This window comes from Kribbella swartbergensis, assembly GCF_054784135.1.
The window spans coordinates 133930-146988 of sequence record NZ_BAAGPM010000034.1; the positions used below are offsets into that span (position 1 = coordinate 133930).

Consider the following 13059-nt stretch of genomic DNA (forward strand, 5'->3'; position numbering starts at 1 on the left):
GGGGTGTTCGACAAGAGGAGATGCGATGCCGGCGAAGCAGGCGGGTACGACGGCCAAGCGGGCCGACGCACAGCGGAACATCGCGGCGATCGTCGACGCGGCGACCGAATGTCTCAGCCGCGATCCGGCCGCCAGTACGAGCGAGATCGCGAAAGCGGCCGGCGTCGGACGGGTCACGCTCTACGGCCACTTCCCGTCCCGGACCGACCTGGTCGACGCCGTCTTCGTGCGCGCGATCGAGGGCGGCGAGGCCGCGCTCAGCCGGGTCGACCTGACCGGCGATCCGCGGGAGGCACTGGCCCGGCTGATCGAATCCAGCTGGCATCTCGTCGACCGGTTCCGCTCACTCCTCATCGCCGCCCAGGACGCTCTGCCGCCGGGCCGGGTCCGCGAGTTGCATGCCGATCCGATGGTGCGGGTGGAGCGGCTGATCGAGCGCGGTCAGAAGGAGGGGGTCTTCCGGACCGACCTGCCGACGTCCTGGCTGGTCGGTGTCATGCACAGCGTGATGCACGGCGCGGCCGACGAGATCAACGCCGGCCGCGTCACCCCGGACAAGGCCGCCGCCTACATCACCGCAACACTCCTGGCCGCCTTCACCCCGCCGGGCGAACGCGTCCCGGCCTGACCACCTGGGTACCGCGATGACCATGCTGAACGTTGCGGAGTTGCCCGAACTGCAGAAGCGACGCAGCGAGAAGTGGTCCGGCCACGCGCCGGGCGTGATTGCGTCGACGGTCGCGGAGATGGACTTCGACCTCGCCGGACCCATCGCCCGGGTGTTGCACGACGCGATCGATCGCAGCGATCTCGGGTACGCGTTCGAGGTGCCGCGGCCGTTGCAGGAGGCGTTCACGGGGTTCGCCGAGCGGCGGCTCGGCTGGACCGTCGATCCCGCGCGGATCACGGTGGTGCCGGACGTGATGGCCGGGCTGATCGAGCTCTCCCGGGTACTGGCACCCGGTGGTTCGGTCGGCTTCGCGACGGCGGCGTACCCGCCGTTTCTTCGCCAGATCCCGCAGGCCGGGCTGCGCACAGTGCTGATGCCGCTGCGGCCGGACGGCTGGTTCGACCTCGACCGGCTCGGTGACGCGCTGCGCGACGGCCTCGATGTCCTCGTCCTCGCCAATCCGCACAACCCCACCGGCCGGGTGCTGCCGCGAGAGGAGCTGGAACAGATCGCGGAGCTCTGCGCATCGTACGGCGCCTGGGTCCTGGCGGACGAGATCCACGCGCCACTGGTCCTGCCTGGAGCGACGCATGTTCCGTGGCTTGAGGTGTCGGACGCTGCGCGCGAGTGTGGAATCGTCCTCACGTCGGCCTCGAAGGCGTTCAACCTGGCGGGGCTGAAGACCGCACTGGTCGTGACCGCAGCCGATCGGACGCAGAGCGTCGTACGGCGGCTGCCGTACACCGCCGAGCAGGCCGGGTTGCTCGGCGTCCTGGCGACCGAGGTCGCGTTCTCCCAGTGCGACGACTGGCTGGATGCCGTACTGCGCCAACTCGACGAGAACCGCGCCTATTTGGACGCCAACCTGCCCGACAGGATCGTGTGGACTCCCCCGGAAGCCACTTATCTGGCTTGGCTCGACTGCCGCGGCCTCGGCCTGAACGCGGAGCCCAGCACCTACTTCCTGGAGCACGCAAAGGTCGCGCTGGCCCGCGGCACCGACTACGACCCGGCCGCCAACGGCTTCGTCCGCCTCAACTTCGGCACCGGCCCGAAGCTGCTCGAGGAGCTCGTCTCGCGCCTCCGATCAGTCCTCGACTGACGGGAGGTGCGTTGCGCCTACTCCAGCCAGGTGGTTTCGAAGGTGGGGTTGGCATGGATGTGGACGGCTTCGTAGCCACCAGGACCGGTGGCGAACTTGTGCGGGGTCTCTGCCGGTACGACGAGGATCTGGCCGGCCCGGCCGACGACCTGCTCGGTGCCGACGGTGAACGTGGCCGAACCACGCCGGATGATGAACGTCTCGGCGTACGGGTGCTTGTGCAGCCGCGGGCCGACGCCCTCCTTGGTGGTCGACTCGAGGATCAGCGAGACCCCGGCCCCACCCGGGAGCTGCTCGTAGTTCTCGGTCCACTCCTCGCCGTCGTCCCGCCCGTCGGCGCGGTTGATCACCGCCGCGCCGGTGTTCGCGATCTCGGTCATGACACGTCTCCCCTCGGGTTTCCGCCCACCGTAGACCGCGACGGGTTCGGTCGCGACCGCATTGATCAGGCCCGAAATGTCACGGCGTCGGCTGCTGCTGACTCCGCCGAGCGGCGACCGGGCCGAGCGCCGCGACGACCAGCGCGAGTACGGCGACACCGCCCAACGCGACCGGCAACGACCAGGCCGACGAGGCGGCTCCGACCGCGGCCGGGCCGAGCAGGAAGCCCAGGTACGCGAGCGTGGTCACGGTCGAGATCGCGCCGGCCCGTCGTTCGGGACCGGCCCAGGCGCCCGCCATACCGATGATGGTCGGCGCGCAGACCGACGTACCCAGGCCGGCGACGCCGATCCCGAGCAGGGCCAGCCAGGCGGAGCCGGCGCCGGCGGCTGTGATCGACCCGGCTGCTGCGATGATGCCGCCGGCGACCAGGAGCTGCACCGGACGCAGTCGCCGGAGCATCGCGTTGCCCGCGATCCGCCCGGTCGCCGCGGCCGCCGCGAACACCGCGGGCGCACTCGATGCCAACCCCGGCGCGGCGTTCAGAGAGCTGTCGAGATGCACGGCGCTCCAGCTCTGCCAGGCGTTCTCCACGACGTACGCCAGCGCGCAGAGCACCCCGAAGACGAGCAGAACCGGCTCGAGCCTGCGTTGCGGTTTCGGCTCGTCGGAGGTGTGCAGGTTGTCCTTGGAGCCTGGCCCGAGTACGGCGACGCCGAGAAGGGTGACGATCACGCCGACACCGCCCAGCACCGGCAACGCGTCCGCGCCGGCGGTGCGCAGTCCCGCCGTACCAAGGCTGGCGACGACGACAGCGATCGAGAAGATTCCGTGGGCAAGGTTCATCAGCGGTCGGGCGGTGACTGCCTCCGCGTGGGAACCGGTCGCGTTGATGGCGACATCTGTCGCACCCGACGTCGCGCCGAGCAGGAAGAGCGCCGCGCCGAGTGTCACGACCGAGTCGGCGAACGCCGGCAGTACGCCGCACGCGCCGAACAACACGACCACGATCGGCAGCACCACACCGCCGTACCGGTCGATCAGATACCCGGTGAACCGCATCGACAGCAGGGCGCCGAGCCCCACCATGAGCAGCGCGATCCCGAGCTCGCCGTCACCGACGCCGGACTCCTCCCGCACCGCGGGCAGGATCGCGCCCCACGCACCCCAAAACAGCCCGAACGCACCGAACCCCACGAGTGTCCTGAGCACCCGCTCAACCCTAGCCGCCCATCCGGTTCGCGGCTCAGCGGTCGATTCGCGGCGCATGGGGTTCCTGGTACGACGAGCTGGCCTCTCCACCGCCCACGCGGAGGCCAGCCTTCTTGCAATGATTGCAAGATCGGTTTGTCACGCTGACGGTGCTGTGGTGCGGCCGACAGGAATCGGGTGTGGCTGCGTGGGTACCGGGGGTTTGTCGGGTTGAGCAGCCAGCCCGCACCAGCGGAAACCCCGTGGTGGGGTCCGACGATCTCCACCACGGGGGACCCGCCTGGTTCAGCGATCTGTTCGACTGTTCGTCACGCGGTGTCAGCCGACCTGTTCGACTGACGCCGCGTGGCGGCGAGCCAGCTCGTGGTAGACCGCGGCGTTGTGGTCGACGAACAGCTTCGCCGTCCCCTCGAGCGGGACGATCTTCTTCGCCGGGCTGCCCATCGCCACCGACTCCGGTGGGATCACCGCGCCCGGCGTCACCGTCGAGCCGGCCGCAACCAGACTGCGTTCGCCGACGACCGCGCCGTCGAGGACGATCGCGCCGTTCCCGACCAGCGCCTGCTCGCCGATCCGGCAGTCGTGCACCAGGCACTGATGCCCGACCGTCGCGTTCGGGCCGATCTCACACCCGTTGCTGCCGACGTGGATCACCGTGTTGTCCTGGATGTTCGCCCCCGCCCGGATGGTGATCCGGCCCAGATCCGCGCGGATCACCGCGCCGTACCAGATCGACACCCCTTCCTCGACCACCACGTCGCCCACCAGCGTCGCGGTCGGCGCCACCCACGCGTCGGGGTGCACGGACGGACTCTTACCCTCGAACGAGAACAACGGCATAGCGCACCTTAACCACTCCTCCGCCACGGCCCGTCGCGCTGTCCGAACGGCGCCGGGTTGCCGGTGTTGAGCTTCAGGATCCGGTGCCGGCCGCTTCCAGCCTGCTATGCCTCCTCCAGCACCGGTCCGCACCCAGTCGCGCCCTCGGGGGCGCAGAAATTCGTGGCGCCGACTGTGTCAAATCTCGCCCGGTGCGTCCGACGTACTGGTGAGAGCTGACCGGATCACGACCTTGGAGTCACCATGAGTGAGCAGAACAGCACCTTCAAGCGGTTGCTGGTGAACACCCTCGTCGCCAACGTCACGACCACCTTCCTGTCGTTCGCGCTGGCGTTCTGGGTTTACCTGGTGACCGGGTCGGTGCTGGTCGCCTCCATCGTCTCCGGCAGCTCGATGCTGGCCGGCGCACTCTGCGGAGCCGTCTTCGGCGCGATCGTCGACGCGAACCGCAAGAAGACCGCGATGGTGATCTCGAGTTCCGTCACCGGCGCCGCGTTCGTCGCCGCCGGCCTGGTGTACCTGGCCGTGCCGGTGACCGACTGGAACCGGCCGTGGTTCTGGGTGTTCGCGGCGCTCGTCCTGGTCGGAAGCCTGGCGGGCGGACTGCGGAGCATCGCGCTCTCCACGACGGTCACGCTGCTGATCCCCGAGGACCGGCGCGACAAGGCGAACGGCATGGTGGGTACGGTCAACGGCCTGGCTCACCTGGTGACCAGTGTCCTGAGCGGACTGTCGGTCGGCTTCCTCGGCATGGGCGGTACGGTCGCCATCGCCGTCGGACTGACCGTGGTCGTCCTCGGGCACCTGCTGCTCGCGATCCGGATCGACGAAGCCCGGCCGCACCGGACCGGCCGGCAGCACCACCTCGACCTTCGCGGCTCGTGGCGGACCATGCGCGCCGTTCCGGGTCTCGTGCCGCTCGTCCTGTTCAGCACCTTCAACAACCTGATCATGGGTGTGTTCATGACGCTGATGGACCCGTACGGGCTGGAACTGTTCTCGGTCGAGGCGTGGGGGATCGTCCTCGGCGTCACCAGCGTCGGCTTCATCGCCGGCGGTGCGGCCGTCGCCCGCTTCGGTCTGGGCCGCTCACCGCTGCGGATCCTGCTGCTCGCGAACGTCGCGATCGCGGTCGTCGGCCTGTCCACCGCCATCCGCGAATGGCAGTCGCTGCTGGTGCTCGGCATGTTCGGCTTCATGCTGGTCATCCCGATCGCCGAGGCGGCCGAGCAGACCATCCTGCAGCGCGTCGTCCCGTTCGAGACCCAGGGCCGCGTCTTCGGCCTCGCCCACAGCATCGAGTCCGCCTCGACCCCGGTCGCCGCCTTCGTCATCGGTCCGGTCGCCCAGTTCCTGGTCGTCCCCTACATGAACTCCACCGCCGGCCACACCACGTTCGGCTGGCTCCTCGGCGGCGGTCACACCCGGGGCCTGGCCCTCACCTTCGTCATCGCCAGCACGATCATGCTGATCGTCGTCCTCCTCGCCTTCCTCACCACCACCTACCGCAGCCTCACCCGCGAATACACCGCCATCACCACCACCCCCGAACCAGCACTCGTCCCAGCCTGACCACACCGAACGGTCGGAACGACTAGGCGACTGTGCGGATTTGGCGGACCAGGAGGCCGGCCAGGAGGGTGATGGTGGCGGCGAGGAGGTAGAGGGTGGGGTAGCCGCCGAGGTGTTTGACGATGGGGGCGGCTATCGCGGGGGCGAAGACCTGGGGCAGGGAGTTGGCGACGTTGATGACGCCGAGGTCCTTGGCGCGGTCGCGGGCGTTCGGGAGGATCTGGGTGAGCAGGGCGAAGTCGACGGAGAGGTAGACGCCGAACCCGGCGCCGAGGACGATCGCGCCGAGGACGGCGCCCGGCCAGGTGGGCCAGACGGCCAGTACGACGCCGGCGACCGCCATCACCACGCCGGACAGGGTGACGAACACCTTGCGGCGGGCGATCCGGTCGGACCACGTGCCGAAAACCACCGACGTGACGAGGACGCACACGCTGTAGATCGCGGTCAGGATCAGTACGGCGGTGTCGGGCTCGTCGACGCGGACCTCGTCCTGCAGGTAGAAGAAGAGGTACAGCGTGCCGAGTGCGTTGCCGACGTTGAAGAGAAACCGCGTCAGCCAGCCCCAGCCGAAATCCGGGTACCGGCGCGGGCTGATCCAGAAACCGCGGATGAAGTCGCGCGGGACCAGCGGCGGCCGCGAGACGAGCCGCTCGTCGCCGCTGAGCCGTAGATACGGCAGCGCCGACAACACCAGGAAGACCGCACAGGCGACGTACCCGGCGCCGATACCACCAACCACCGTGGCAAGCCCAGTTCCGACCAGGGCACCAAGGACCTGCGACAACGCCACCCATCCACCGACAGCACCGCGCTGGTGCGTCGGCACCCGGTCCGGGACGGCTGCGGTGATTGCCGCCAGCAACGCGTTCCCGAACAACTGCACCAGGCACCACCCGACCAGCATCCACACCACGGACGCCACGCCGGCGAGCACCAGCAACCCGACCGCCCCGCCCACGGCCCCGGCGAGCACCCAAGGGACCCGCCGCCCGAAGCGCGACGTCGTACGGTCGGACAGCGCACCGGCCACCGGGTTCGCCACCACCGACACGGCCGCGCCGATGCCCGTCACCAGCCCGAAGACGAACTCCTTGTTGCCTGGAGCAACCACTTCGGACTGCTTCGCCAACAGCACCTGGATCGGACCCAGCCAGGCCGCGAACACCCCGACGTTCGCCAGCACGACGGCCGCCGTCCACCGCGACCGGACCCGGACCACCGGCTCCGCGAAAGCCGTCGGCACCACGCCGGGTTCGGGAATCATCCCCGGCTCTGCGCGATCACGTCACGGAACCAGTGGTACGACGCTTTCGGCGTCCGCACCTGGGTCTCGAAGTCGACGTGCACCAGCCCGAACCGCTGGGAGTACCCGGCCGCCCACTCGAAGTTGTCCAGCAACGACCACTGGAAGTACCCGCGGACGTCGACCCCGTCGTCCATCGCCTGCCGCAGCGACCGCAGATAGCCGTCGAGATAGTCGATGCGCCGCTGATCCGCGACCACCCCGCCGACCGGCTCGTCGTCGAACGAGCACCCGTTCTCGGTGATGTAGATCGGTGGCAGCCGGTCGCCGTACCGGTCCTTGAAGCTGCGCAGGATCTCGCCGAACGCCGACGGCACGATCGGCCACCCGAAGCCGGTCCGCGGGTAGCCTTCCAGCGTCCGCGGCTCGAACGGCAACCCCGGCGGCAGCGGGATCCCATCGGTCGCGGCCGTGTCGGCCTGACCCGTCGCGGCCCCCACCGACGCCGGCGCGTAGTGATTGATCCCGAAGAAGTCCAACGGCTCACTGATGACAGCCAGGTCGTCCGCAACCGGCCCGGGCATCGCCTCCCCGAAGCCGGACGGATAGCTGCCGAGCAACACCGGATCGGCGAACAGCCAGTTGATCAGGTTGTCGTAGAGACCGGCCGCTTCCTTGTCCTCGACGCTGTCGCTGGCCGGCCAGGTCGGCGCGTGATTGCCGGCGATCCCGATGTTCGACGCACCGGCGGCGCGCAATGCCTGCACCGCGCGCCCGTGTGCCAGCAACTGGTGATGGGCGACCGGGAGCGCGTCGAACATGAGCTCCCGACCGGGTGCGTGCGCGCCGAGCGCATAGCCCATCAGAGTGAGCACCATCGGCTCGTTGATGGTGATCCACATCGGCACCCGGTCGGCGAACCGCGCGGCCAGGATGCTCGCATAGTCGGCGAAGCGGTCGGTGATCGAGCGGTCCAGCCACCCGCCCGCGTCCTCCAGCGGCTGCGGTGTGTCCCAGTGGTACAGCGTCGGCGCCGGCTGGATGCCGGCGCCCAGCAGCGTGTCGATCAGCCGGTCGTAGAAGTCCAGCCCGGCCGCGTTCCCCGGGCCGGTGCCGGACGGCTGGATCCGGGGCCACGCGAACGAGAACCGGTAGGTGTCGACCCCGAGGTCCCGCATCAGCGCGACGTCCTCGGCGTACCGGTGGTAGTGGTCGCAGGCCACCGCGCCGGTGTCGCCGTTCAGGATCCGGCCCGGCTCGGCGCAGAATGTGTCCCAGGTCGACCGGCCGCGGCCGCCCTCGGCAACGGCACCTTCGATCTGGTACGCCGACGTCGACACCCCCCACCGGAAACCGGGGCCGAACACCAGGTCAGCCGTCATGCGCATCATCCTCGCCGGGAACGGGCTTCGGCTCGTTCTTGCGGACGATGACCGCCGTCCCGTACGCGGCCACCTCGCTCATCGTGTTGGCGATCTCGTTGCAGTCGAACCGCATCGCGAGGATCGCGTTCGCGCCCATCTGCTGCGCCATCTGGCACATCCGCATCACCGCGACGTGCCGCGACTCGGCCAGCATCTGGGTGTACTCCGGCACCTCGCCGCCGGCCAGCGACCGGAACCCGGCGGTGAAGTTCGACCCGAAGTCGCGGCTGCGCACGGTCAGCCCGAAGACCTCGCCGAACACCTTCTCCGCGGTGTACCCGGGAAGGTCGTTCATGGTCGAGACCAGCACCGGGTACGGCGAACCCTGCGGAGCGACATGTGGTGCGCTCTGTTGTGCCGGCTGGTAGTTCCCCGGAGCCTGGCCGTACCCGGGCTGCCCGTACCCCTGCGGCGGAGGACCCTGCTGGTACCCTGGCTGCGGCGGCGCGTAACCGGGCGGCGGTCCCTGCTGGTAACCCTGCTGCGGCGGGTACGGCTGGTTCGGGTTCGGAGGGAAAGTCTGGTTCATGCCCTCATCCTGACAGGCCGCTGTCACCCAGCTTGCTCACGTCGTCACCGCCGGGCCGGAAACTCGATGACCTGTTGGTAGGTCGGTCGGTTGACCCAGGCGATCCGATTCTGCGTGATCCCGCCCATCGGGTTGTGCACGATCTGGTCCGCGCAGTACTGGTCGCCGGCAGCGCAGCCTCCACCGGCCGGGTACGTCGTCGTCGCCGGAATCTTATTTGCCGCGAGCAACGAGTTGGTGAGGACCGCACGGCACGCCGCAAGCGAACCGCTGCCGCAGAACGTGACCGGCTGCGCTGCCCGGACCGGATCGCCGAGCACCTTGCGCAGGTCGCGCTGGACGAAACCCCACCATCCGCTCTGGAACGCCGAACCCTGCGGACCCGGTCGCTCGTCGATCTTCAGGTTCGCGACCAGGGCGCCGTACAGGCCGGGGCCGAGGTCCTTGAACTGTGCCGGGACGAGCAGCGGCCACCAGGCGTCCAGGATCCGGATCGCCTCGCTGTGGTCGTACGCTCTCGACGACGCGTTCGGTGTCTTCCGGTGGCTGCCCGCGGCCTGCCACGCCGTCAGCTTGGCGACCGCGTCGGCGACGGCCGGATCGGTGATCGGCGCCGACTTCAGCACCCGAAGTAGGTAAGGCAGCACCTGGTCACCGCGGAGATCGACCGTGGCGGCGTCCTCCATCACCTCGACCAACTTGCCCCGGGTGAACCTCTGCCCGCTGCCGATGACGGCCTTGATCCGGTCGTCGAGCGGTTGACTGCGGTAGACGGCGTTGTAGCCGAACTGGCCGTCGGACGCGGAGAACCCGGGCGCCTGCTTGTTGTTCCAGCTGGTCAGGTAGTCCTGGTCGATCACCTGCGGATGCTGCGCGGCCGGGGTGTACGTCGCGCGGTTGGTGTCGGGGTTCCAGCCCTGCCACTCGTACGAACTCCAGGTCGGCAGGTTCGGGTCGCCGCCGGCGGCGCGGACCGGGTTGTCACCGGAGTTGAAGTACGCGATCGACGTGTTGTCCGTGTAGAACCAGTTGAACGTGTAGCCGATGTTGTGCGCCGCCCGCTGGAAGTCGGCGGCCGAGCGGATCTTGTCCGGGTCGTTGAACTGCATGAAGCCGAGAGCCGAACCGGCCTCGTTGCCATAGGTCGAGCGGTTCCTGGTGAACAGCACCGGCCGCCCGCCGACCGTGCCGCGATGCGTGACGATGCCGTATTTGGTGCGCAGGGCAACCAATGTGTACGACCCGGCCGGCTCGGACGAGCCGAGGCTGGCGTACCACTCGTTGTGCCGCTCGAGCCGCTCGATCGGCACGCACTGGCCGCGGAACTCGTAGTACTGCGAGTTCTTCGTCGGCGTCGCGCCGCCGGGCTCGCACAGCGGTACGGCGAAGGTGTCGGTGATGTCCTGCCCGGCCGACGTCGCGCTCCAGGAGTAGTCGGGACCGCGGCCGATGAGGGTGTAGAAGTTCAACCCGGCGAAGGCGACACCGCGGGTGCTGACGCCCGGACCTTGGAGCTCCTGCCGGAGGAGAAGCTGCGGCGCGAAATAGCCGGTCTGCGGACCGTAGACGGCGATCGGGTTGCCGCTCACGGTGTGCTGACCGGAAACGAGCAGCGCGTTCGACATGCCCTTCTCGCCGAAGCCCTCGGGGAAGACGCCGTTGTCGAAGACGCCGCGCAGCGCCTCCGCATGTTTGGGCGCCGGCTTGCTCGCGGCGCTCCTGACGGTCTGGTTGATCACCTGCGGCTCCGGAGTGACAGAGCCGCGGTCCGGCAGGGCGCGGCCGGCCGGGTTCGGACCGGTCACGCCGTACGGGAAGGTCGCGCCGTTGTGGACGGTGGTGTTCGCCTCCGGATCGTTCTGCGACCGGAACGACTCCCACACCTTGGTGCCCTGGGCAACGCCGTACTTCGCCTGCGCCTCGAGCAACGCCAGGGCCGAGGTGACCTCGTGTCCGCCGCCGGTGCCGAAGATGCCCGCGACCACGGCCGCGGTGGCGACCACGTCTGTGACCTTCCACTGCGGCGTCGGCCAGTCCAGGCCGAGTGCGACGTACTCACCGGGATACGCGAGGCCGACCGTGTTGATGTAGTGGTTGACCCCGTCGACCCAGGCCCGGATGTCCTGCTGCATCTTCACGCCGTCGGCGCCGTACCGCTCGTCGGCGTCGTCGAACTGCTGCTGCAGGTCGGCTTCCGTGTACGGCGCGGTGCGCCAGAACTCCTGCTCGAACGCCCGGTTCGCCGGCGCGCCACCCGCGAACGGGGTCAACTGGCCGCGGCCGAGGTGCCGGAACACGTCCATCACGAACAGCCGGTCCTGTGCCCCGGCGTACCCGGCGCCGAACATCACGCCCTGCCGTGTGGTGCCGGTGATGTGCGGGATGCCGCGCGACTTGTCCCGCACGATGGTGACGTCCGCGCGGGGCTTGACCGTGCTCCCGACGTCACCGGCCTTCACTCCGAACGACGCGTCGTCGAAGTAGGCGCCGAGTCGGTCGTCGGTGATGCCTCGGGAGTTCCAGACCAGGTTCTCGTACGGTTTCAGCGTGTCGCTGAAATGGGCCGGCCGGGTCCCCAAAGCCTTGAAAAGAAGGAGATCGGTGAAGGTCGCGTTCCCGTTCTGACCAGGCGGCAAAATGTCGTCACATTGCCCGAGGCAATAGTCCGCCGGTGCCGGCGCCGCCGTCTCGGGCTTCGCCTGGGTCGGTGCCGGCACAGCGGCGAGGACGGCGGTGACGGTAGCCGTGGCGATGGCCGCCGCGATCGTCGTACGGATGGTTCGGTGAGCGGGGCGGAGCTGCACGGATCCTCCTCGAGACGCGACCAGGACGGCAGGGGAGTACTGAAAACTGAGAATGACTCACCAGTAGGTTGGGGTCAAGATCTGGCCGATTCAGGACCCGACGGAGTCTCGCCAACCACTGTCCGTGACCATTACTGTGAGCACCACCATGAGCATCCACGATCGGTACCGATTGAGTGTGGTGATCAATGCCAAGGGGACGTACACCCCGCTCGGGGTGTCCAGGAGTTCCCACGGGGTGGCGGAGGCCGTCGCCCAGGCGTTGCCCGAGTTCTTCGTCATGGACGAGCTGGGCGACCGGGCGAGCGAGGCGATCGCCCACGTCACCGGCGCCCAGGCCGGGGCCGTCGTCCACTGCACCGCCGCCGGCATCACACTCTCGGTCGCGGCCACCATGACCGGCGGCGATCCGCGCCGGATCGCGGCCCTGCCGGACACCACGGACATGCACAACCGGGTCGTGCTGCCGGCCAACCACGTCGTCGACTACGGCCACACCAACCTGCAGGGCATCCGGCTGGCGGGCGCCCATGTCGACCTGGCGGGTGACGAAAACCGTTGTGGCATTGACGATCTGGAGCAGGAGCTGGACGGACCGGACATCGCCTGCCTGTTTCTCGTCTCGTCCCGGCTGACCCGGGGCGAGCCGATCGACCTGGTCGCGGCCGTGCGGGCCGCCCATCGCCGGGGCGTGCCGGCGATCATCGACGGCGCCGCCCAGTTCCCGCGGATCGCGGACCTGCTGGCCACCGGCGCGGACCTCGTCCTGGTCAGCGGGCAGAAGTACCTCGGCTCCCCCACCGCCGGCCTGGTCGCGGGCAGCTGGCCGCTGGTGCAGTCCGTCCGGGCGCAGGAGAAGGGCATCGGCCGGGTGATGAAGCCGACCAAAGAGGCCGTGATCGGCGTCCTGGCGGCGCTCGAGCAGTGGCAGGCCTTCGATCGGGTCAAGTGGGAGGCGGACGAACTGGCGAAGGTCGTCGCGTTCGCCGAGGCCGCGGGCAAGATTCCCGGAGTCTCGGCGCAGGTCGAGCCAGACCCCACCGGGCTGCAGGTGTCGCGCGCCGTACTGACGGTGCCGGACGCCAAGCGCCTCGCCACCGAACTGGAGGCCGGCTCACCCTCGATCTATGTGATGACGGACCGCGTCGACGACAACGAACTGGTCTTCGAGCTCATCCCGCTGAGCAGCGCGGAGATCTCCGCCGTACTCGCCCGGCTCTGGGCGATCCTGACATGACAAAGGCCCTGGTTCTCCTTGTGGTACAGGAGAACCAGGGCC

At 69.1% G+C, this 13059-nt stretch carries 11 protein-coding genes; 4 read left to right on the forward strand and 7 right to left on the reverse strand.

What is annotated here, in order from left to right:
* Positions 1-25 precede the first annotated feature (25 nt).
* Positions 26-628, forward strand: a complete 603-nt coding sequence (locus tag ACYVOK_RS29765) for a TetR/AcrR family transcriptional regulator (protein WP_460665887.1) — start codon at positions 26-28, stop codon at positions 626-628.
* A 22-nt stretch (positions 629-650) separates the two neighbouring features.
* Positions 651-1772, forward strand: coding sequence for a MalY/PatB family protein (locus ACYVOK_RS29770; protein ID WP_460665888.1), 1122 nt, complete (start codon positions 651-653; stop codon positions 1770-1772).
* Between the two features lie 17 nt (positions 1773-1789).
* Here ACYVOK_RS29770 and ACYVOK_RS29775 read toward each other — a convergent pair whose 3' ends face one another.
* The 3 genes from ACYVOK_RS29775 to ACYVOK_RS29785 form a co-directional block, all read right to left on the reverse strand.
* Positions 1790-2152: a cupin domain-containing protein gene (locus ACYVOK_RS29775; protein WP_460665889.1), complete on the reverse strand. Its 363-nt coding sequence runs from the start codon at positions 2150-2152 to the stop codon at positions 1790-1792.
* Positions 2153-2231: 79 nt separating this feature from the next.
* The gene (locus ACYVOK_RS29780; RefSeq protein WP_460666344.1) at positions 2232-3488 is read right to left on the reverse strand and encodes an MFS transporter; all 1257 of its coding nucleotides are present in this window, start codon (positions 3486-3488) and stop codon (positions 2232-2234) included.
* 195 nt (positions 3489-3683) lie between these two features.
* Positions 3684-4205, reverse strand: a complete 522-nt coding sequence (locus ACYVOK_RS29785; RefSeq protein ID WP_460665890.1) for a gamma carbonic anhydrase family protein — start codon at positions 4203-4205, stop codon at positions 3684-3686.
* Positions 4206-4448: 243 nt separating this feature from the next.
* Between ACYVOK_RS29785 and ACYVOK_RS29790 the strand changes: the two genes are divergently transcribed.
* A complete protein-coding gene (locus tag ACYVOK_RS29790; RefSeq protein ID WP_460665891.1) occupies positions 4449-5777 on the forward strand; it encodes an MFS transporter in 1329 nt (442 codons plus the stop codon).
* 22 nt (positions 5778-5799) lie between these two features.
* On the opposite strand, the gene ACYVOK_RS29795 is transcribed toward ACYVOK_RS29790, so the two are convergent.
* The 4 genes from ACYVOK_RS29795 to ACYVOK_RS29810 are packed head-to-tail and all read right to left on the reverse strand — an operon-like array spanning position 5800 to position 11780.
* Positions 5800-7044, reverse strand: coding sequence for an MFS transporter (locus ACYVOK_RS29795; protein ID WP_460665892.1), 1245 nt, complete (start codon positions 7042-7044; stop codon positions 5800-5802).
* Positions 7041-8405: a GH1 family beta-glucosidase gene (locus ACYVOK_RS29800; protein WP_460665893.1), complete on the reverse strand. Its 1365-nt coding sequence runs from the start codon at positions 8403-8405 to the stop codon at positions 7041-7043. The genes ACYVOK_RS29795 and ACYVOK_RS29800 overlap by 4 nt, the downstream gene beginning before the upstream one ends.
* Positions 8395-8976: a YbjQ family protein gene (locus tag ACYVOK_RS29805; RefSeq protein WP_460665894.1), complete on the reverse strand. Its 582-nt coding sequence runs from the start codon at positions 8974-8976 to the stop codon at positions 8395-8397. Before ACYVOK_RS29805 ends, ACYVOK_RS29800 begins: the two co-directional genes overlap by 11 nt.
* A gap of 44 nt (positions 8977-9020) precedes the next feature.
* On the reverse strand, positions 9021-11780 hold the full coding sequence (locus tag ACYVOK_RS29810) for a penicillin acylase family protein (RefSeq protein ID WP_460665895.1): 2760 nt from the start codon (positions 11778-11780) through the stop codon (positions 9021-9023).
* Positions 11781-11928: 148 nt separating this feature from the next.
* On the opposite strand from ACYVOK_RS29810, the gene ACYVOK_RS29815 reads away from it, so the two are divergent.
* Positions 11929-13017: an aminotransferase class V-fold PLP-dependent enzyme gene (locus tag ACYVOK_RS29815; RefSeq protein ID WP_460665896.1), complete on the forward strand. Its 1089-nt coding sequence runs from the start codon at positions 11929-11931 to the stop codon at positions 13015-13017.
* Positions 13018-13059 lie beyond the last annotated feature (42 nt).

Coding starts and splice junctions, on each gene's coding strand:
- ACYVOK_RS29770 (WP_460665888.1), top strand. CDS start 651: ATGCTGAACGTTGCGGAGTTGCCCGAACTGCAGAAGCGACGCAGCGAG.
- ACYVOK_RS29815 (WP_460665896.1), top strand. CDS start 11,929: ATGAGCATCCACGATCGGTACCGATTGAGTGTGGTGATCAATGCCAAG.
- ACYVOK_RS29785 (WP_460665890.1), bottom strand. CDS start 4,205: ATGCCGTTGTTCTCGTTCGAGGGTAAGAGTCCGTCCGTGCACCCCGAC.
- ACYVOK_RS29800 (WP_460665893.1), bottom strand. CDS start 8,405: ATGACGGCTGACCTGGTGTTCGGCCCCGGTTTCCGGTGGGGGGTGTCG.
- ACYVOK_RS29790 (WP_460665891.1), top strand. CDS start 4,449: ATGAGTGAGCAGAACAGCACCTTCAAGCGGTTGCTGGTGAACACCCTC.
- ACYVOK_RS29795 (WP_460665892.1), bottom strand. CDS start 7,044: ATGATTCCCGAACCCGGCGTGGTGCCGACGGCTTTCGCGGAGCCGGTG.
- ACYVOK_RS29765 (WP_460665887.1), top strand. CDS start 26: ATGCCGGCGAAGCAGGCGGGTACGACGGCCAAGCGGGCCGACGCACAG.
- ACYVOK_RS29805 (WP_460665894.1), bottom strand. CDS start 8,976: ATGAACCAGACTTTCCCTCCGAACCCGAACCAGCCGTACCCGCCGCAG.
- ACYVOK_RS29775 (WP_460665889.1), bottom strand. CDS start 2,152: ATGACCGAGATCGCGAACACCGGCGCGGCGGTGATCAACCGCGCCGAC.